Raw genomic sequence first — 18,738 nt, 5'->3', positions numbered from 1 at the left:
ATCAACCACGATCCAGGAAGATATCTTTTAGTTGATTGTCAGCATAAAATATTGGTCGCAGGCTCAATCTATGCTCAGTACCGTATTCATCAATAGCAGAGAAATAAAATACACCCAGTTTTTTCGGGCCTGATGCAGTTTGGTAATTCAGGACCGAAACAAGGGTAAGCTCACCACGCCGGTCATTTACCGAAACAGGGAATGTCCCGCCCCCATTCATCAAGGGGACCGGATAGGTTTTAGTCTCCTCGTGGGCCAATGCATAAAAGAAGGTCCAGATTTTCGGCGCCTTCACATCACGGAAAACCTCACTGCCAGGGAGGCCTACCGAACCGTTCCGCTCCTGCCAGCGGCGCAACTGCACGCTTCTGCCCGGTGGATTCAAACTCAGATATATTTTGTTCATCGGGCTAAGGCTCGGCGCGTTCTCCACACGCACCGTTTGAAGACTGAAATAATCGATTGGGTACACCACCGGCAATAGAGCGTTGAGCGTTACGCTGCTGTCGAACTTGTTCGCGCCGGTGTTGTTGGTTCTGATCGTCTCACCATTGAGCTCCACCTTTGCCCCGATTTGAGCGGTGCCGACAATCTCGGATGAAATCCAGAATTCCAGAGGTTTGGGAATTTGCTGGTTCAGGTTGCTTGTTTTTGTTTCTGAGAGAACGCCGTGTTTGGACAAAGTGTTTGAGGGCAATTCATGTAAATAGTCATTCTCCACCCCCCATACAAACCAGTTCCCGCCCAGGGATTGACCTCCATTGTAATAAATCGGAAAAACCGATTCCTCAACAGACTTCGGCAAGGGCACTACGTTGCCATCCTTGTCCATTACGGATATCAACACCACTACCCGGACCTGCATCCGACCATTGCCGTACAAGCTTTTATTGCGAATGGCAGAGTCCGCATCGAACTTGACTTCGAACTGACTGATGGCTACTGCCGGATTGTTCGCGACTTCAACATTGACACTGGATGTACCCGACAACTGTTCAGCAATAATCATGGTTAACTCCTAACTATCTATTTGCGCAGCATATCGACTGCAGTTATTCGCTGCTGAACCCTCATGAAACTTCAACAACGAGTGATTGAGCGAAAGAAATAACACAGGCGCAAAATGCCTACCAGCCAGGAAAAACCACACGACAACAGCTTCATAACTTACTTACTGAAGTTGACATCCAATAACGTTACCCAAGATTACAAAAACAAAAAACTTTTATAAAATTCATTTCCTCAACACATAAAGCACACAACTCAAACCCACTACAAAACTCCATCCGGCCTGCCACTCATGACATGAATGGCCAACCGATACCACCCCTTTACAACCAAACAAACCTGTATCAACCACCGAGACAACAACAAAACACAGCCTCAACTAAAAAACACTAGCGAGCATCACTTTCTTCGCCACTTTCGACCCCACTCTCATCAGACTCCGAATTGAAGCCATCTTCAAACTCATCTTCACTTTGCGCACTCACTTCATCATCGAATTGAATCAAGACTTTTCGATCCAGGCCTGAATTTTCGACATACCGGGAGATACGTTGCCTGCTTTCATCGCTCAACGGGTTGTCACAAAAATTGAAATTGGTCGGCTGCGTGTCTGGAACGTCGAACAACTCGTCCGGCAAATCGACAATCCGATTGAACGTCAAATCCGCAAAGCGCAATTTTTCCAGGTTGAAGAGCCCGTGAGGTGCCTCGGCCAATCCGGTGGATTTCAGGCTCAGACGCTGCAGGCCTTTGATATAACCAACATCAGGTGTAAGGCCCAGGAGATTGTTGTCCAACTCCAGTTCTTCAAGACTTTCCATATGGGCCAACCCCTCCACGGTGGCTTCGCTCAGGCGAAGGTTGCAATCGTCCAGCGTCAGACTGATGAGCGAGCGCATCTGGAAGGTTTCAATCGGGAAACCATCGAGGCGAACTCCCCTGATCGTCAGATACTTCAAACCGGTAAAGCCCTTCAGGAATTTGCCAGCGCTCAAAAACGGGCTTGTATTGATCAACAGGAATTCGGACACATGACTGAAATCCGCCGACAACTCGGGTAAATCACCGAGGATGTCGAGTTTGGAAAAGAACCTGCCGGTATCAAACCGGTTCTGCGCCGTCAGGCGCCGACTCCAACTCGCTTGCACCACGTCAGCAAACGCTTCCCGGTAGCGCCTTTGGCTGGCAGCGCCCTCGGCCGTCAATGCGATGCCGGACAGCGGGTCATGGGAAGGCACTTCGCCGACCCACACTTGCAGATCATTGACCAACGCGACGTATTCGTTTTCCAGACGTGCCATCGCCACCAGCGGCTCGGTATGCAACAACTCCCGGCGCAAGGTTTCCAGTTCCTCTTCATTGAGCGTGGGGAACAGCCTGCGCATTCGCTGCGCAACAGACTCCGTATGCAACGGTTTGAAATCGCCGCCGCCCAGTAGATAGCCGGGACGCCCCACCGCAAGCGCCATGGGTGAACGCAACGCGGGATCCAGTGGTGGCTGCCCCAGCAGTGCCCTGAGCTGCGAGCGAGGCAAAGGTGCCTGCTTCCTGAGCATCAGCTTGAGTTCGCCACCCTGCCCGACATGGGGCAGACCAAGCGCTTTGCGTTGCGCATCAGGGAGAGCATGTTGCACTGCACTGAAAAAATCGTCGAAGCCATGCAACTCTTCACCGGCCCCACTGTATGCCCGGTAACCAACGTTTTGCCTGACCATAACCTTGCGGATTGGCACGTCGGACCCGCCGATACTGTCCAGCAAGGCACCATCGAAATGTCCGTCCCGCACCTCGATACGAATGTCCGGGGACCAGCCGTTCACGGTTTCGAGCATGTGCAGCGCCAGGACATCGCTATCCACGCTGGCTCGCGCCTCCAGGTACAGCCCCTCATAGGCACGGCTCAGGCGCACCTCTCGCAGGTAGAACAACGCTTCGTGCGCCATGTGCCGGGGGATTCCCGGTTTGTTGAGCAGGTGCAAACGGTCGCTCGCGCTGGCCTCGGACCAGAACTCTTCGGCGATGGATCGCGGCAGCTCAGGGAAGATCCTGCGAATTTGCCGGGTTGGCGCGTCCGCGCTCAGCTCAAATGAATCCTCCAGCAAGTTGAACAGCCGTACTCGCTGTTCCTGCACCCAGTCGGCCATTCTGATGCGCAGCAGGGCAGCGCGAACAGGGATCGCCGGCAAACTGTCACCAGGCGCAGGACTCAATCCAAGGAGTTTTTTCAGAGCACCCTCCTCCAGCGTTTCCACGACGGTTTGAATCACGTTGGCATGGCGTAACTGACTCTGCGACAAATTGACCTGCTGCCCCTTCAGTACATGCAGTTGCAACTGTGCATCGGCGTCGGTGTAGATCGCCGGATCGCTGCTGGACATTTGCACCCTGAACTTTTCAATCCGCCGATCGAGCTTGAATCGCCGAACAGTGTCCTTGAGCAAGGCCGGCGGACGCCGTGCATGAACGTGCAGGTGCCGCAACATCGCTTCATCGACCCCGCTAATCGTGAGGATGTGTCGTGCCGTCTCATCGGAAAACTCCGCGACCGAATGCCCCAGACGCCGGAACAGTTGCGCGCCTTGCCACTCCATCGGTCGCTCGACCTCATGGGCCCAGGCGCCGGTGTTGTTGTGGGTCAGTTGCGGTCGGTAGGCGTTCGGTCGCTGCGGGTGGCGGACGTGATAGGCGTCACCCTGAGTGTCGGCAGCGACTTCATAAGTGCGCGCGTCAAGGGTGAGAAAGGTTTTGCCTGCTTGATGCTGTAAGCCCAGTTCGTCCGGTTCGCCCTGGAGGGGCAGCGAAGCCGGTTGCTCATAGGGCTGGAGGTCGGGATTCCATAAACGTATGCGGCCGTCGTACAGCTCAACCGGTTTGAGCCCCTCCACAAACTCCGAAGGCTTGATGGCCAATACTTTGCCAGCTACGGCTGCGGCCACTCCGAAGGCTGCCAGTTGCGCCATGTTTTCGGCGATGGTCAGCAGGTGGTCGGCGGCCTCGATCACTTGCCCGTCCGCCCAATCGAGAATGCCGGTAAAGGTTTCGTCGAGCAGTTGATAAGCGGTGTAGGCCAGCATCAATTCGCCCAGAAACGGCACGAAAGGGATCGCCACCAGTGTCGCGACCTGCATGACGATCGATGCTACGTTTTGCAGACTGTCCCACAACGCCCAGCGCGACTTACGGTCTTCATCCGCCGTGGGCACGGCGATGTTGCGCGCGTCATTGAGGATTTTGTTGAGCGTGTCCTGATACAGCCATTGCCAAGGATCAGCCGGGGTTCGATGCGCGTCAAAGTGCAGCGCAGGATTGTCGACGGGAGTGCGGCGCCAGGCGGGTTGCGGATCATTGGCTTGTGGTGGATGCCAGGTCACAACATTCAGACGCTGGTCGAGCATGGCAAAGAACTGCCCGCGTTGCTCATGCGCGATAAACCGCGCAAAAAATGCCTGATAGGCGGGTGTGCGCAGTTGTTCGGTCAATGTCGCCCTGAACGCCTGGGTCGACGGATATTCCTTGAGCGGATGCTGCGGATCATCGGGTATGTACACCACCAGCGGCTCTACTCTGGACGAACGTTCAAGGTCACCCGCCAGCACCATAATCCCGGTCAGCCTGGCCGTCATGATCTGTAACTGATGGCAGTGCAATGCCGGACTCGCCACGCCATCAGCCAGCTGCAACAGCCTTTGCTGCGAGTCCGCGCCGATATCGCCTTTCATCCGAGCCAGGAGCACGGCCGCCCTGAATGCATCTTTCTGACTGGCCTTGACCCTCAGTTCCAGCACCGCTTTGGCCACCGCATCCCCGGGTAATAACAGAGCTTGCAGTTGTCGTGAGTACTGGCCGCCAATATCTAACTCCCGGCACATCGAAACAAATGCACTGATACTTATCCGTTCATTAATCGGGAGTACTTTGAAATGGCCACGATTGTCGGGCTCATTGATAAAACCAGAGGCGTGTCCGAAATAGTTGTCGGTCGACTCTTTTTTCTCGAAGTTGTGCAGGGCTGCATCCAGCAGTGAAAGGGTTTTAACTTGATACGCGGTCAACACACCTTTGGGCAGATAGAGCCGCAGGTACGTTCGCGCGACATCCAGCTCAATATCAAAGCGATCTTTCAACGCCTTTCGCAACAAGGGTTCGGCGAACCGACGGGCATCCGCCAGCGGCTCGAACACCTTGTCCAGGCGGGTCTGCGACAGCCAACTGGCTTTAACGGCTTGCGCCAGTTGTGCATGCGAAGCGGCTGAGGCGGCTCTGTACCAATCGGGAATAACCACGGGGGTACGCTGCAACGCCTGGCGCCTGTGGGGCAACGCCTGGATCAGCCAATCCGGAATTTTTTCTTCTATTAGCAGGCGATGCTTACTGTCGGGACGCTGTTGTGCGGGCACTTCAAACATATAATCAGTCTCCAAGCCGAAATGAAACTTCAGCTTAGGGAACTCATCGCCCGGAAAAGCCTACATAGTTAACGCACTCAATCACGCAAACTGTGGCAAGCAACGGTCAATGTTCGTCGTTATACACAAACTTTGGCATCTCCCAATGGAAGCGGATGGCCAGCAAACGCAGCAGAAAGCCACCGAACAGAGTGATCAGAATCGATTGTTCGCCAGGTAATTGCAGGTAGATGCACAGCATGTAACACCACGCCGCCGAAAACGACACACTGGCGTAGAGTTCGCGCCGGAAGATCAGCGGAATGTCGTTGCAGAAAATGTCCCGCAGGATGCCGCCGAAAACCCCGGTGATCACGCCGCTGACCGATGCCACCAACATGCCATGGCCCATTTCCAGGGCGGTGATGCAGCCGATCAGGGTGAAAGCCACCAGGCCCATGGCATCGAGCACCAGAAACAGCGAGCGCAAATGGCGCATCCAGCGCGCCGTGAACACCGTGATCATCGCAGCAGCCGTGGTCAGTACCAGGTATTCCGGGTGTTTGACCCAGGTCAGCGGGTAGTGCCCGAGCAACACATCGCGTACCGAACCGCCACCCAGCGCAGTGACACAAGCGATCAGCACCACACCAAACCAGTCCATGCCGCGCCGGCCGGCAGACAAGGCGCCAGTCATGGCTTCGGTGGTAATGGCGATCAGGTAGAGCATCAGCAGCATGGTGGCGGTCCTTGCAGAAAGGCGCGCAGTCTACTCAGTTCACCCAGGCACCAAAAGAGGGCAAGCAGAGAACCAGTGGCGAGGGGGCTTGTCGGATCGCCTCACCGTCCCGCTGGAGTGCGAAGCGCTCCCCTGTTTTCTTCAGTCACACCGTGCGCACAGATCTCACGACTGCTTCGCAGCCGGGCGGGAGCAAGCTCCCTCGCCACAAAAAGCCCTCGCCGGACACCATCAGGCCTTGATGAAATGCTTGCGGTAGTGCTGCAATTCAGCGATCGATTCGCGGATGTCGTCCAGCGCCAGGTGAGTGCTGCCTTTCTTGAAGCTGTCACGCACGTCCGGCGCCCAGCGTGCGGCCAGCTCTTTCAGGGTCGACACGTCGAGGTTGCGGTAATGGAAGTAGCTTTCCAGGGACTTCATGTGGGTATAAAGGAAGCGACGATCCTGGCAAATGCTATTGCCGCAAATTGGCGACTTGCCCTTCGGCACCCACTTTTCCAGGAAGGCGATGGTTTCGGCTTCGGCTTCGGCCATGCTGATGCGGCTGTCGCGAACCCGCTGGGTCAGCCCGGAACCGCCATGTTGACGGGTGTTCCACTCGTCCATGCCGGCGAGGATTTCGTCGCTGTGGTGAATGGCGATCACCGGGCCTTCGGCCAGGGTGTTCAGGTCACTGTCGGTGACGATGGTGGCCATTTCGATGATGACATCGGTATCAGGGTTCAGACCGGTCATTTCCAGGTCGATCCAGATCAGGTTCTGCGGGTTTTGCATGTGTCGGCTCCTAGGCAATGCTGCGCAGTTTAGCCTAGGCCGGTGGCCGGGCGTGCTAAACTCGCGGCCGTTTTACCTAATCGCTGCATTCTTTATACGGAACACCCATGGCCAAACGCCAACTCAATCGTCGTCAAAACTGGCGCATCGAAAAGATTCAGGGCGAACGCGCCGCCCGCGCCGCCAAACGCGAGTCCTCGGCTGTCGAGGCACTTGAGGGTGGCGACCTGGGCCCGGAACAGCACGGTCTGGTGATCGCGCACTTCGGTGTGCAGGTCGAAGTCGAGGCCCGCGACGGCGAACTGGCCGGCCAGGTGTTCCGTTGCCACCTGCGCGCCAACCTGCCAGCGCTGGTGACCGGCGATCAGGTGGTGTGGCGCGCCGGCAACCAGGGCATCGGTGTGATCGTGGCGCAACTGCCGCGCAACACCGAGCTGTGCCGCCCGGACAGCCGAGGCCAGCTCAAGCCGGTAGCGGCCAACGTCGACATGATCGTCATCGTGTTTGCGCCGCTGCCCGAGCCCCACGCCAACCTGATCGACCGCTATCTGGTGGCGGCCGAGCATGCGGGCATCAAGCCGCTGTTGTTGCTGAACAAGTTCGACCTGATCGATGAAAACAACGCGCCTGCGCTGAATGCCTTGCTCGCGGTTTACCGTACCCTCGGTTATCCGGTGCTGGAAGTGTCAGCGCACCACGGCAATGGTATGGAGCAATTGCAGGCACAACTGGACGGGCGCATCAGCGTGTTCGTCGGCCAGTCCGGCGTCGGCAAGTCGTCGTTGGTCAACAGCCTGCTGCCGGATGTCGAAGCCCGCGTCGGCCCGCTGTCCGAGCTGTCCGGCCAGGGCACCCACACCACCACCACCGCGCGGCTGTTCCACTTCCCTGGCGGTGGTGAGCTGATCGACTCCCCGGGTATCCGCGAATTCGGCCTGGGCCATGTCAGCCGTGCCGATGTCGAGGCCGGTTTCATCGAGTTCAACGACCTGCTTGGCACCTGCCGCTTCCGCGACTGCAAGCATGACCGCGAACCCGGTTGCGCCCTGCTCAAGGCCCTTGAAGACGGCCGCGTGCAGCAACAACGGATGAACAGCTACCGCTCGATCATCGCCAGCCTGCCGGAAAACGGCTACTAAACAGACGTGCCGGCCGCCCTGACTACAGCGGGGCGGCCGGCGGCTGGATCTTTCCCCCACTTAAACATCAGATTTTTCTGTAAGGCTTGCGCACGCTTGCTTGTAGGGCGTTTCTCTTTCCGCCCCCGCCCCTTGTGGTCGCCCTTCAATCGCCTAAGTTCAAACCCTCTTCGCACTCCAGCGACACCGAGGGACACCCATGCAAATCTACCATCTGTTCATCAGCCACTCGTGGAACTACTCCGACGCCCACGACAATCTCGTGCGCCTGCTCAACGCCAAGCCTGGTTTCACCTACAAGAATTTTTCGGTGCCACCGGACAACCCGATTGTCGGCACGAAAACCGACAAACAACTTGAGGAGGCCATCGAAAACATGATCCGCCCGTGTTCGGCGGTGCTGATCATGGCCGGGATGTATTCCACCTACAGCAAGTGGATCAACAAGGAAATCGAGATCGCCAAGCGCATGGGCAAGGTGATCATTGCGATCAAGCCGTTCGGCGCCGAGCGGATCTCCACGGTGGTACGTGATGCGGCACATGCCGAATGTGCGTGGAACACCAACAGCATCATCAGCGCAATTCGCCAGCATACGGCGGTGTAACCATGCGCAAGGGACTGTTTATCGGCATCAACGACTACACCCACGTTTCGTGGCTGAGCGGTTGCAGCAATGACGCAATGGCCATGGCCTCCGTGCTGAAGACTGACGCCAATGGCGATCCGAACTTCAAGAACATCGTACTGACATCCGCCGAGGACTACCTGAGCCGGGAAAAACTCGAAGACCAGATCCGCGAGCTGTTTGCCGGGGACTGCAATGTCGCGCTGCTGTATTTCGCCGGCCACGGCAGCTTCGACACCGACACCGACGAAGGCATGTTGATCCCGCAGGATTACAAGAGCGCCAAGGACGGGATTCGCCTCAGCGACATTCTTAACTGGGCGAGCAAAGCCACGAAGATCAAAAACAAAGTGATCATTCTCGACTGTTGCCAGAGCGGCTCGGCCGGCGAACTGCGAGCCTTGCGCAGTGAGGGCTGCGTGGTCGGCGAAGGCATGACCATTCTGACTGCCTGCAAAAAGGAAGAACCGGCGATGGAAGGCGTGCAACATGGTGTGTTCACCGGTTTGTTGCTCCAGGCCCTGCACGGTGGTGCAGCGAACATCCTGGGCAAAATCACGCCCGGCAGCCTCTATTCGTTTGTCGACAATGCCCTTGATGCCTGGGAACAGCGCCCGGTGTTCAAGACCAATGTGTCGCAGTTCATTTCCCTGCGCGAAGTTTCGCCGCTGATCCCCAAGGAAATCCTGCGCAAACTCCCCGAATGGTTTGCCGAAGCCGAGTCGGTGTACCCCCTCGCGCCCAGCTTTGAACCCACCGAACCGGAATTCAACCCGGAACACGGCGAGGTCTTCGCCCAGTTGCAAAAGTGCAACCGCCACAGCCTCATCGAACCGGTGGACGCCGAGCACATGTATTACGCCGCCATTCACGCCACCGGCTGCCGCCTCACCGCCCTCGGCGCCTATTACCGCGAACTCGCGATCAAGGGACATTTCTGATGCCAGTGTTTATCAGCTACCGCCACATGGATCGCGCCCACGCGGTCAAAATCAACACGCGCCTGATGCAGGCCAGCATCAAGACCTACCTCGATGTACTGGATGCCGAATCCCAGACCACCGACGACATTACCGGGGTGATTACCCGCAACATCAGCGAATGCACGCACCTGCTGGCGGTGGTGTCGGAGAAAACCGCGCTGTCCTGGTGGGTGCCGTTCGAAATCGGCGAGGCGACCATCACCAACCGGCGTATCTGCTCGTTCAAGACCGGCCCGGCAGAGCTGCCGCTGTACCTCGATAAGTGGCCGAAGCTGACCAGCGACCGGGACATCGAGTTCTTTATCGATGCCTATCGAAACGAAGCGACGCTCAAGCGCTCGATGTCGCTGGATTCGGTGACCGGTAGCGAATCGGTGCGCAGCGTTAACAAATCCAATGCGGATCGCTTCCACGCCGACCTCAAGTCCCGAATCATCCGCGGGTTCTGACGCCACTCTGCTCCCCGATCCGTCCACTTGACCGGTCGGGGTTTCTCTCACCCACCATCTGTAGGAGCCAGCTTGCTGGCGATGGACTCCAGTACGCCAAGTGGATCCAGACAGCACGCGTTATCGTTGACGACCATCGCCAGCAAGCTGGCTCCTACAGGCGATCATGCCCCTGGTGGCCTCCAAACCAGTGAAAGCCGCACAAAAAAGCCGACATCGCTGTCGGCTTTTTTGTGCGTCACTGCTTGGGCGCTTCACCCGGTTTCGGCACCGGAGCATCAAACAGATTCAACCGTTCGCGCAGCTCGTGGGCCGGCAGCGGCTCCTTGTCCGCCGGCAACGCGTTCGGGTCGGCCGGTGCGGTTGCCGGAGCTGCCGAACCTTGCGGAGCATCAGGTGCCGGCTCCGCGCCTTGCGAACCTTCGATCGCATGCTGGGCTTTCTTGGTCAGCACCACGATGTCGATGCGACGGTTGACCGGGTTGAACGGATGCTCGCGATCGAACAGGGCCGACGAGGCATAACCAACCACGCGCGCCACCTGCGCCTCCGGGTAGCTGCCGGCCACCAGCGCACGACGTGCGGCGTTGGCACGGTTGGCTGAAAGCTCCCAGTTACCGAAATCACCGGTGCCGGTGTACGGCTTGGCATCGGTGTGGCCGCTGATGCTGATCTTGTTCGGCACCGCTTTGATGGTGTCGGCCATGGCCAGCAGGATGTCTTCGAAATACGGCTTCAAACGCGCGCTGCCAGAGTCGAACATCGGCCGGTTCTCGGCATCCACGATCTGGATGCGCAGGCCGTCCGGAGTGATTTCGAACAGGATCTGGTCCTTGAACTTCTGCAGTTGCGGGTTTTCTTCGACCTTGTTCTGCAGTTCTTGCAGCAACAGTTCGAGGCGTTCTTTTTCGACCTGCTCGGCCATGCCTTCAACCTGGTCGGTATCGATGGTGACCTTGTCGGGCTGTGGCTGGGACTTCACCTCGGGGTTGAGGGTGTTTTCCGGCGCCAGGGTCGGCGTGCCGCCCAGATCGATGATGTACGGCGTGCCGCTTTCGGAGAAACCGATCGGGTCCTTGAAGTAACCGGCGATGGCGATCTTCTGTTCCGGCGTTGCCGTGGACAACAGCCATAACACCAGGAAGAACGCCATCATCGCTGTCGCGAAGTCCGCGAAGGCGATTTTCCACGAGCCCCCGTGGTGCCCGCCCGCGTATTTCTTGACGCGCTTGATGATTATTGGCTGGTTATTTTCCATGACTTAGCGACCGCGAACCGCTTGTTCCAGCTCAGCGAAGCTGGGACGGTGCGCCGGATACAGAACCTTGCGGCCGAATTCCACCGCCAGCGATGGCGGCATGCCGGAAGCCGAAGCGACCAAAGAGGCCTTGATGGCTTCGTAGACGTTCAGTTCTTCCTTGGCATCGTGACCCAGGGCGTGGGCCAACGGACCGAAGAAACCGTAGGCGGCGAGAATACCGAAGAAGGTACCTACCAGCGCTGCACCGACGTGCAGACCGATCATTTTCTGGTCGCTTTCACCCAGGGACGCCATGGTCACCACGATACCCAATACCGCCGCGACGATACCGAAACCGGGCATGGCGTCGGCGATGCCGTTGACTGCGTGGGAGGGATGGTCCAGGTCTTCCTTGAGGCTGGTCAGCTCCATGTCGAACAAGCCTTCAAGCTCATGGGGAGCCATGTTGCCGGAGGACATGATGCGCAGGTAATCGCAGATGTACGCGGTCATGCGCTCATCTTTCAATACCGTCGGGTACTTGGCGAAGATCGGGCTCGCGGCGGCGTCTTCGATGTCACCTTCGATCGCCATCATGCCTTCGCGCCGGCTCTTGTTGAGGATCTCGTAGATCAGCCCCAGCACTTCCAGATAGAAGCCGTGGTTGAAGCGCGAACCGAACATGCCCAAGGCCTTCTTGAGCACGCGCATCGTCATGTGGCCGGGGTTTGCCTGCAGGAATGCGCCAAGGGCCGCCCCCCCGATAATCATCACCTCGAAAGGCTGGATGAGAGCGCCGATTTTGCCGTGGGAGAGCACGTATCCGCCGAGCACGCTCGCGAATACGACGATGATGCCGATAATTTTAGCCATAGGTAGGAGAGCACTTACTGAGTCGGGTTCAAGGTCATATTCGGAAGTTAAAAAATCTCTTCTTCTACTTATCGGCAAAACTGCGCCAGACTATAGGCCGTTCAGGCGAAAAGCCAATTTGACCCAATCCGGGCATAGGTAATGTTGACGATGATCGCCTCCCACCATGGTTAACGAAACGAACGTTCCAACGCCAAGACCGACGACGCTCGAAGGTTGGGTCAAGCTTCTGGATAGTGTGCGCCTGCCGGTTCCGCAGGACAGTCACGACCGAGTCTGCCGGGCGATCCGCGACAGTCGCAGCTCGCTGCGCGATATCACTGAATTGATGCAGGACAGCCCGGCCCTGGCCCTGAGTGTCATCCGCGAGGCCAACCGGCACACCCACGGCAGCATGACCGAGCCGGCGGAAAACCTTGAGATCGCGATCAATCGCCTCGGCTTGAAGCGCACGGAAGAGCTGCTCGCGCGCCTGCCCGCCCAACCCCAGTCCGATATTCCCAAAGTCCTGCGTCAGTTGCAGATGATCAGCCAGCACGCCACGCAACAGGCCAACGGTTTTTTTGCCAGTCGCCTGGCACGCCTGTGGCAGGACATCCACTGGGGCAGCCTGCTGTTTCTTTCGCCCCTGTGGCCGTTGGCACTGACCCATCCAAAACTGCTCGAAGACTGGGAGTTGCGAGTCATCCATAAAGGTGAGTCGGCACGCAAAGTCGAACAGCAACTGTTTGGCGTACGCCTGCTGGACATCGGCCAGGCGCTGGTGGAGATCTGGCGCTTGCCGATCTGGGTGCAGCAGGGTTATCGGCTGTTGCTCACTGAACAGCGGGAACTGGTGAAAGTCCTGCGCATCGCCCGTGACAGCGAGCATCCACTGCGCCAGCAGAACCGCCTTGATGACGATCCGACCCTGCGCCGCTGGCTCAATCAACCGGCCAACACGGTGCTGCTGGCCAACGGTCTGGCGCTGTCGGCACAACACGCCTGGGACAGCCCGCACAGTGAGCGCTGGCAGCTCCTGACCAGCCTTTACCTGCAAATGCCGATGGACGAGGTGCAGCAGCAATTGCACCAGCAAGCTGCCAACAGTGCACGTCAACACGCCATGCCCGACCTCTGGCACCCCGCCGAATCGCTGATCTGGCCGTGGGGCATGAACCGTATCCACGCCGGTTTGCTGCCGGCGGCGGCACCGAACGCCGAAGAGCTGGCGATGTGGCGCAAGCAATGCGCCGAATTGCTGGTCGAGCCGAGTCGTTTCACCAACGCCATGCACTTGACCATCGCTGCCCGGGACGCCCTCGTGGCCTGCGGCATGCGTCGGGTGATGATCCTGATGGCCGACCGCAGCCACGCCAATCTGCGCGTGCACCAGACGGCCGGCCTGCCAAAGGAAGCGGCCGGGCTGAACTTTGTGGTCAGCCAGAGCAACGTGTTGCAACGCCTGCTCGCGCAACAGGCCCAGGTGCGCCTGACGCCAGCCAACAACACGCAATTCTCGGCCCTGTTGCCCAACAGCCTGCGTTCGCAGTTCAGCGGCGAACATCTGCTGCTGCGCTCGCTGGTCAATAATGGCCGGGTGATCATGATCGTCGTGGCAGATCAGGGCGGCGGGCCGTTTTCGGAAATTTCCGTACAGGCCTTCGGCAAAACCGCGCAATGCATCGAAAAAGCCCTGCACAGCTTTAGCCACCGAGGCCAATAAGCTGCGTTACAATCCTCCCTTTTGTGCTCTGGAGACCTCACATGTCTGACTTCTCTGGCTTGCCGCTGGTGATCGAGCCGAGCGACTTGCTCCCTCGCCTCGACGCCCGCGAACTGATTCTGGTGGACTTGACCAGTGTCGCCCGCTACACCGAAGGGCACATACCCGGTGCGCGCTTTGTCGATCCGAAACGCACGCAACTTGGCCAGGCGCCCGCCCCGGGATTGATGCCGCCGCAGGCAGCGCTGGAAACGTTGTTTGGCGAGCTTGGACACAACCCCAATGCCGTCTACGTGGTGTATGACGACGAAGGCGGCGGTTGGGCCGGACGCTTTATCTGGCTGCTGGACGTCATCGGCCACAGCAAGTACCACTACGTCGACGGCGGCCTGACGGCCTGGCTGGCAGAAGGCTTGCCCATGTCGATCCAGGTCCCGCCAGCCGTGGGTGGTCCGGTTTCTCTGACCTTGCACGACGAACCCACCGCCACCCGCGAGTACCTGCAAAGCCGTCTCGGTGCCGCCGACCTGGCGATCTGGGACGCACGCGGGCCGCTGGAGTATTCGGGTGAAAAAGTGTTGGCGGCCAAGGGCGGGCACATTCCCGGCGCGGTCAATTTCGAATGGACCGCCGGTATGGATCCGTCACGCCAGTTGCGCATCCGCACCGACATGCCGCAGATCCTCGAACAACTCGGGATCAGCAAAGACAAAGAAGTGATTACCCACTGCCAGACGCACCACCGTTCTGGTTTCACCTATCTGGTGGCCAAGGCTCTCGGTTATCCGCGGGTCAAGGGCTACGCCGGCTCTTGGGGCGAATGGGGCAACCATCCCGATACCCCGGTAGAAATTTAAGATTTTTAAGGACTGTTAATGAACAAGCGTCTGTTTCTCCTCGGCCAGTACCTGCTGCCCCACAACTTGCTCTCGCGACTGGCCGGCTGCATCGCCGAATGCCGCGTGCGCTGGTTCAAGAATGCCTTTACCGCCTGGTTCGCCAAGCGCTATCAGGTGGACATGTCCCAGGCGCTGGTCGAAGACCTGACTGCCTACGAACACTTCAACGCGTTCTTCACCCGCGCACTGAAAGACGGTGCCCGTCCGCTGGACGAAACTCCGGGCGCGATCCTCAGCCCGGCCGACGGCGCGATCAGCCAGCTCGGCCCGATCGAACACGGTCGTGTGTTCCAGGCCAAGGGCCACAGCTTCAGCGTGCTGGAACTGCTGGGCGGTGATGCGGCAAATGCTGCGCCGTTCATGGGCGGTGACTTCGCGACCATCTACCTGTCGCCGAAGGACTACCACCGCGTACACATGCCTCTGGCCGGCACCCTGCGCGAGATGATCTACATCCCGGGTCGTCTGTTCTCGGTCAACCAGACCACCGCTGAAAACGTTCCGGAACTGTTCGCCCGCAATGAGCGTGTAGCGTGCATTTTCGACACCGAGCGCGGGCCGATGGCCGTGGTGCTGGTGGGCGCGATGATCGTGGCTTCGATTGAAACCGTCTGGGCCGGCCTGGTCACGCCGCCGAAGCGCGAGCTGAAAACCTTCCGTTACGATGAAGCCGCACGCGCGCCGATCCATCTGGAAAAAGGTGCGGAACTGGGTCGCTTCAAGCTGGGTTCGACCGCTGTCGTACTATTCGGGCCGGATCAAGTGAAGTGGGCTGAAGAAATGACCGCCGGTACAGCGGTGCAGATGGGTCAGGGCATGGGCTCACCAAAAGCCTGATCTGTATGAAGATCTGAATGTGGGAGCGGGCTTGCTCGCGAAAGCGGACTGACAGTCAACATAGATGTTGAATGTGACGACGCCTTCGCGAGCAAGCCCGCTCCCACATTGCTTTACAGCTGTCCGTCGCGATCGCGGAAGCCGAGCAGGTACAACACACCGTCCAGCCCCAGGGTGGAAATCGCCTGCTTGGCCGACTGCTTGACCAGCGGCTTGGCACGGAATGCCACGCCCAACCCGGCAATCGCCAGCATCGGCAAATCGTTGGCTCCGTCACCGACCGCAATGGTCTGCTCCAGGCGCAAGCCTTCCTTGTGTGCCAGCTCCCTCAGCAAATCCGCCTTGCGCTGTGCATCGACAATCGGCTCGACCGCCACGCCGGTGACTTTGCCGTCGACCACTTCCAGTTCGTTGGCAAACACATAGTCGATACCCAGCTTCGCCTGCAATTGCTTGGCGAAGTAGGTGAACCCGCCCGACAGGATCGCGGTCTTGTAGCCCAGGCGCTTGAGTTCAGCGAACAGGGTTTCTGCGCCTTCGGTCAGACGCAACGAGGCGCCGATAGAGTCCAGCACGCCAACGTCCAGCCCCTTGAGCAAGGCCAGGCGCTCTTTGAAGCTGGCGCGGAAGTCCAGTTCGCCAGCCATCGCCCGCTCGGTGATTTCCGATACTTTGTCGCCGACGCCGGCAGCCTTGGCCAGCTCGTCGATCACTTCGGCTTCGATCAGGGTCGAGTCCATGTCGAACACCGCCAGGCGACGGTTGCGACGAAACAGCGAATCTTCCTGGAAGGCGATGTCGACGTTCAGTTCCTGGGCAACGCTGAGGAACTCGGCACGCAGCGCCTGCGGATCAGCCGCTTCGCCGCGCACGGAGAACTCGATGCAACCCTTGCCCTTGTCGGCCGGCGTGTCCAGCGGCATACGCCCGGACAAGCGATCGATGTGATCGATGTTCAGGCCATATTTGGCGGTGATCGAACTCACGGCCTGCAACTGCCCGGCTGTCACCTTGCGGGTCAACAGGGTCACGATGTGGCGTTTTTTGCCCTGGTTGCCGACCCACTGCTGGTAATCCTGTTCGGACACCGGTGTGAAACGCACCTGTTGATCGAGCTCGTAGCCCTTGAACAGGATGTCCTTGAGCACGGACTTGCCTTGCTCGGTGTCGGGAATTTCAACCAGGATGCCGAACGACAAGGTGTCGTGGATCACCGCCTGACCGATGTCGAGAATGTTCACACCACCCTGGGCCAGAACGCCGGTAATGGCCGCAGTCAGACCCGGACGGTCGACTCCCGTGATGTTTATCAGGACAATTTCGCGCAAGGCGCACCCCCGCAGGTGGAAAAAAACCGCATTCTACCCACTTTCAGTGACCATCGGGCACCGTGAGCGCTTTGACGGTCTAGGGCCTGTCGCTATACTGCGCGTCAACTTCACGGACAAAAGAGCCGAGCTCAAGTGAACCGGCCCACGCCAGTAAAAACCGATAACTTCTTCCTGCTGATCTTCCGTGCACTGCGCCACCGCCGTGTACCGATTGCATTGCGCATCGCCAGCCATAACGTGATCCTGGTCGCCCTGGCCCTGGTCATCTATGCCGGCGTGATGGGCTTGCAGTTCAAGCAGGCCATGCACGAGCAGGCAGATGCGCTGGGCGAAAGCCTGACCACGCAGACGGCCACGTCGGCCACCGAGCTTTTGGTGTCCAACGACATCCTCAGCCTCAACGTGCTGCTCAATAACCTGACCAAGAACAAGCTGGTGGCCCACGCCGCCATCTACAGCCCGGATAACCGCATCCTCGCCGAGTCTGGCCAGCGTCCCAAGCATGGCCTGTTGGGCGAAGCCGAGGGCATGTACCAAAGCAAGATCACCTTCCAGGACGTGACTGCCGGGCAATTGCGCATCAGCCTGGACATGGACCAGTTCCAGCAGCCGATGACCATCAGCCTGCAAAGCATGGGTATTCTGAGCGCAATCCTGCTGGCCCTGTCTTTGGCCCTGAGCCTGCGCATGGGGCGTTATCTCTCCACGCCGCTGCTGCAATTGCGGGTGTGGCTGCGCAATATCGATGAATACACACCGGCCACCGACCGCCAGGACGAAATCGGCGACCTGGCGCGTCAGCTGCACGCCAACTTCGCCCCGGAGCCCGCCCCTGTGCCGGAACCGGAACCGGAATTCGACGACGTCGACGATGAGGCCGACCCGGCCTTCGAAGTCCGTAACCTGCGCGACCCGAGTTTCGACGAGAGCCGTCCGGTAGCGGCGCTCAAGCCTGCGCCACGGCAGATCGTCAGCACCGTCGAAGACGACGATGACGAAGACCCGTTTGCCGACCTGCGCGATGAGTCGCTAGACAGCACCCCACAACCGGTGATTCGCAAGGCCACGCCGAGCGTGCCGCAACACAGCGCGGTGCTGGCGGTGCAACTGGGCTCCCAGGAGCAACTGCGACGCCTGCCGCGGGCGCGCCTGGAGGAACTGCTCGAACGTTATCGCGACTGCCTCGACCAGGCCGCATCGCTGTATCAAGGCGAAGTGGAGACCTTGAACGATGGCAGCACGCTGATGCTGTTCCACACCGAAGACAGCGGTGACGACTACCTGACCAATGCCATTTGCTGTGGCGAGTTGCTGCGAGCCCTGGGCCACCAGTTGCAGATCGAAGTCGCGGACAGCGGCATCACCCTGCAATTGCAGTTGGGCCTGACCCTCGGCGACGAACTGTTCGGCCTGAGCCAGATCGACCTGCTGCTGACCGACTCCGCCCAAGACGCCCTGGCCCTGTCGCAACACAGTCGCAATCTGCTGCTGGTGGAACGCAAGATCAGTGATGACGCCTTGATCCGCCAGCGCGCACGGATCCGTCCGATTGCCAGCCCTGAAGGTGCGTGCTGCGTGGAGCGGTTGATGGAGCCGTATCCATCGATGCTGGAGCGGCAACTGGCGCGGATGCATGAGCGCCGCGCTTAAACCTTAGGCCCGGCCACAACGAAGCCCGCAGTCGAGTGATCGCCTGCGGGTTTTTTGTGGCCTGTAGCAGCTGCCGAGCCCGCGAGGCTGCGTTCGGC

General features: G+C 58.9%; 15 protein-coding genes. 8 read left to right on the top strand and 7 right to left on the bottom strand.

Annotated features, from left to right (window positions below; all coding sequences use genetic code 11):
* Position 1: 1 nt before the first annotated feature.
* The 4 genes from PMI28_RS21760 to orn all read right to left on the bottom strand — a co-directional run bounded on the left by PMI28_RS21760 (position 2) and on the right by orn (position 6,906).
* Positions 2 to 1,009, bottom strand: a complete 1,008-nt coding sequence (locus PMI28_RS21760; protein WP_007983978.1) for a hypothetical protein — start codon at positions 1,007 to 1,009, stop codon at positions 2 to 4.
* 388 nt (positions 1,010 to 1,397) lie between these two features.
* Positions 1,398 to 5,414: a leucine-rich repeat domain-containing protein gene (locus PMI28_RS21765; RefSeq protein WP_007983974.1), complete on the bottom strand. Its 4,017-nt coding sequence runs from the start codon at positions 5,412 to 5,414 to the stop codon at positions 1,398 to 1,400.
* Positions 5,415 to 5,520: 106 nt separating this feature from the next.
* Positions 5,521 to 6,132 (bottom strand): trimeric intracellular cation channel family protein, encoded by a 612-nt coding sequence (locus PMI28_RS21770; RefSeq protein ID WP_007983971.1) that lies wholly within the window; start codon positions 6,130 to 6,132, stop codon positions 5,521 to 5,523.
* 231 nt (positions 6,133 to 6,363) lie between these two features.
* Positions 6,364 to 6,906 (bottom strand): oligoribonuclease, encoded by a 543-nt coding sequence (orn, locus tag PMI28_RS21775; protein ID WP_007983969.1) that lies wholly within the window; start codon positions 6,904 to 6,906, stop codon positions 6,364 to 6,366.
* A gap of 107 nt (positions 6,907 to 7,013) precedes the next feature.
* On the opposite strand from orn, the gene rsgA reads away from it, so the two are divergent.
* From rsgA to PMI28_RS21795, 4 genes are all read left to right on the top strand, one after another.
* A complete protein-coding gene (gene rsgA, locus PMI28_RS21780) occupies positions 7,014 to 8,045 on the top strand; it encodes a small ribosomal subunit biogenesis GTPase RsgA (protein WP_007983967.1) in 1,032 nt (343 codons plus the stop codon).
* A gap of 199 nt (positions 8,046 to 8,244) precedes the next feature.
* Positions 8,245 to 8,652 (top strand): TIR domain-containing protein, encoded by a 408-nt coding sequence (locus PMI28_RS21785; RefSeq protein WP_007983965.1) that lies wholly within the window; start codon positions 8,245 to 8,247, stop codon positions 8,650 to 8,652.
* A 2-nt stretch (positions 8,653 to 8,654) separates the two neighbouring features.
* A complete protein-coding gene (locus tag PMI28_RS21790) occupies positions 8,655 to 9,614 on the top strand; it encodes a caspase family protein (RefSeq protein WP_007983964.1) in 960 nt (319 codons plus the stop codon).
* Complete coding sequence (locus PMI28_RS21795) at positions 9,614 to 10,105, top strand: toll/interleukin-1 receptor domain-containing protein (protein WP_007983962.1); 492 nt, start codon at positions 9,614 to 9,616, stop codon at positions 10,103 to 10,105. Before PMI28_RS21790 ends, PMI28_RS21795 begins: the two co-directional genes overlap by 1 nt.
* 238 nt (positions 10,106 to 10,343) lie before the next feature.
* On the opposite strand, the gene motB is transcribed toward PMI28_RS21795, so the two are convergent.
* Both motB and motA read right to left on the bottom strand, forming a co-directional pair.
* Complete coding sequence (motB, locus tag PMI28_RS21800; RefSeq protein ID WP_007983960.1) at positions 10,344 to 11,363, bottom strand: flagellar motor protein MotB; 1,020 nt, start codon at positions 11,361 to 11,363, stop codon at positions 10,344 to 10,346.
* A gap of 3 nt (positions 11,364 to 11,366) precedes the next feature.
* On the bottom strand, positions 11,367 to 12,218 hold the full coding sequence (motA, locus tag PMI28_RS21805; protein WP_007983959.1) for a flagellar motor stator protein MotA: 852 nt from the start codon (positions 12,216 to 12,218) through the stop codon (positions 11,367 to 11,369).
* Between the two features lie 166 nt (positions 12,219 to 12,384).
* On the opposite strand from motA, the gene PMI28_RS21810 reads away from it, so the two are divergent.
* Genes PMI28_RS21810 through asd form a run of 3 tightly spaced genes read left to right on the top strand, consistent with a single transcriptional unit; the run spans position 12,385 to position 15,659 of the window.
* Entirely contained in the window at positions 12,385 to 13,923 is a 1,539-nt protein-coding gene (locus PMI28_RS21810; RefSeq protein ID WP_007983957.1) for an HDOD domain-containing protein, read from the top strand.
* Between the two features lie 41 nt (positions 13,924 to 13,964).
* Complete coding sequence (locus PMI28_RS21815; protein ID WP_007983955.1) at positions 13,965 to 14,780, top strand: rhodanese-like domain-containing protein; 816 nt, start codon at positions 13,965 to 13,967, stop codon at positions 14,778 to 14,780.
* A gap of 18 nt (positions 14,781 to 14,798) precedes the next feature.
* Entirely contained in the window at positions 14,799 to 15,659 is an 861-nt protein-coding gene (asd, locus tag PMI28_RS21820) for an archaetidylserine decarboxylase (RefSeq protein ID WP_007983952.1), read from the top strand.
* A gap of 113 nt (positions 15,660 to 15,772) precedes the next feature.
* Here the strand turns inward: asd and serB are convergent, their stop codons facing one another.
* Positions 15,773 to 16,987 carry a phosphoserine phosphatase SerB gene (gene serB, locus PMI28_RS21825; RefSeq protein ID WP_007983950.1) on the bottom strand — a complete coding sequence of 405 codons (1,215 nt, stop codon included), beginning with the start codon at positions 16,985 to 16,987 and terminating at the stop codon, positions 15,773 to 15,775.
* A gap of 135 nt (positions 16,988 to 17,122) precedes the next feature.
* Here serB and PMI28_RS21830 point away from each other — a divergent pair, with 135 nt between their 5' ends.
* Positions 17,123 to 18,640, top strand: coding sequence for an AhpA/YtjB family protein (locus tag PMI28_RS21830; protein WP_007983948.1), 1,518 nt, complete (start codon positions 17,123 to 17,125; stop codon positions 18,638 to 18,640).
* Positions 18,641 to 18,738 lie beyond the last annotated feature (98 nt).

This window comes from Pseudomonas sp. GM48 (genome assembly GCF_000282335.1).
GTDB lineage: Bacteria > Pseudomonadota > Gammaproteobacteria > Pseudomonadales > Pseudomonadaceae > Aquipseudomonas.
This window is presented reverse-complemented; position numbering and strand designations above follow the sequence as displayed.

What these genes read in the sequence shown, in the direction of transcription:
- PMI28_RS21760 (WP_007983978.1), bottom strand. Translation starts at nt 1,009, where the DNA reads ATGATTATTGCTGAACAGTTGTCGGGTACATCCAGTGTCAATGTTGAA.
- PMI28_RS21765 (WP_007983974.1), bottom strand. Translation starts at nt 5,414, where the DNA reads ATGTTTGAAGTGCCCGCACAACAGCGTCCCGACAGTAAGCATCGCCTG.
- PMI28_RS21770 (WP_007983971.1), bottom strand. Translation starts at nt 6,132, where the DNA reads ATGCTGCTGATGCTCTACCTGATCGCCATTACCACCGAAGCCATGACT.
- orn (WP_007983969.1), bottom strand. Translation starts at nt 6,906, where the DNA reads ATGCAAAACCCGCAGAACCTGATCTGGATCGACCTGGAAATGACCGGT.
- rsgA (WP_007983967.1), top strand. Translation starts at nt 7,014, where the DNA reads ATGGCCAAACGCCAACTCAATCGTCGTCAAAACTGGCGCATCGAAAAG.
- PMI28_RS21785 (WP_007983965.1), top strand. Translation starts at nt 8,245, where the DNA reads ATGCAAATCTACCATCTGTTCATCAGCCACTCGTGGAACTACTCCGAC.
- PMI28_RS21790 (WP_007983964.1), top strand. Translation starts at nt 8,655, where the DNA reads ATGCGCAAGGGACTGTTTATCGGCATCAACGACTACACCCACGTTTCG.
- PMI28_RS21795 (WP_007983962.1), top strand. Translation starts at nt 9,614, where the DNA reads ATGCCAGTGTTTATCAGCTACCGCCACATGGATCGCGCCCACGCGGTC.
- motB (WP_007983960.1), bottom strand. Translation starts at nt 11,363, where the DNA reads ATGGAAAATAACCAGCCAATAATCATCAAGCGCGTCAAGAAATACGCG.
- motA (WP_007983959.1), bottom strand. Translation starts at nt 12,218, where the DNA reads ATGGCTAAAATTATCGGCATCATCGTCGTATTCGCGAGCGTGCTCGGC.
- PMI28_RS21810 (WP_007983957.1), top strand. Translation starts at nt 12,385, where the DNA reads ATGGTTAACGAAACGAACGTTCCAACGCCAAGACCGACGACGCTCGAA.
- PMI28_RS21815 (WP_007983955.1), top strand. Translation starts at nt 13,965, where the DNA reads ATGTCTGACTTCTCTGGCTTGCCGCTGGTGATCGAGCCGAGCGACTTG.
- asd (WP_007983952.1), top strand. Translation starts at nt 14,799, where the DNA reads ATGAACAAGCGTCTGTTTCTCCTCGGCCAGTACCTGCTGCCCCACAAC.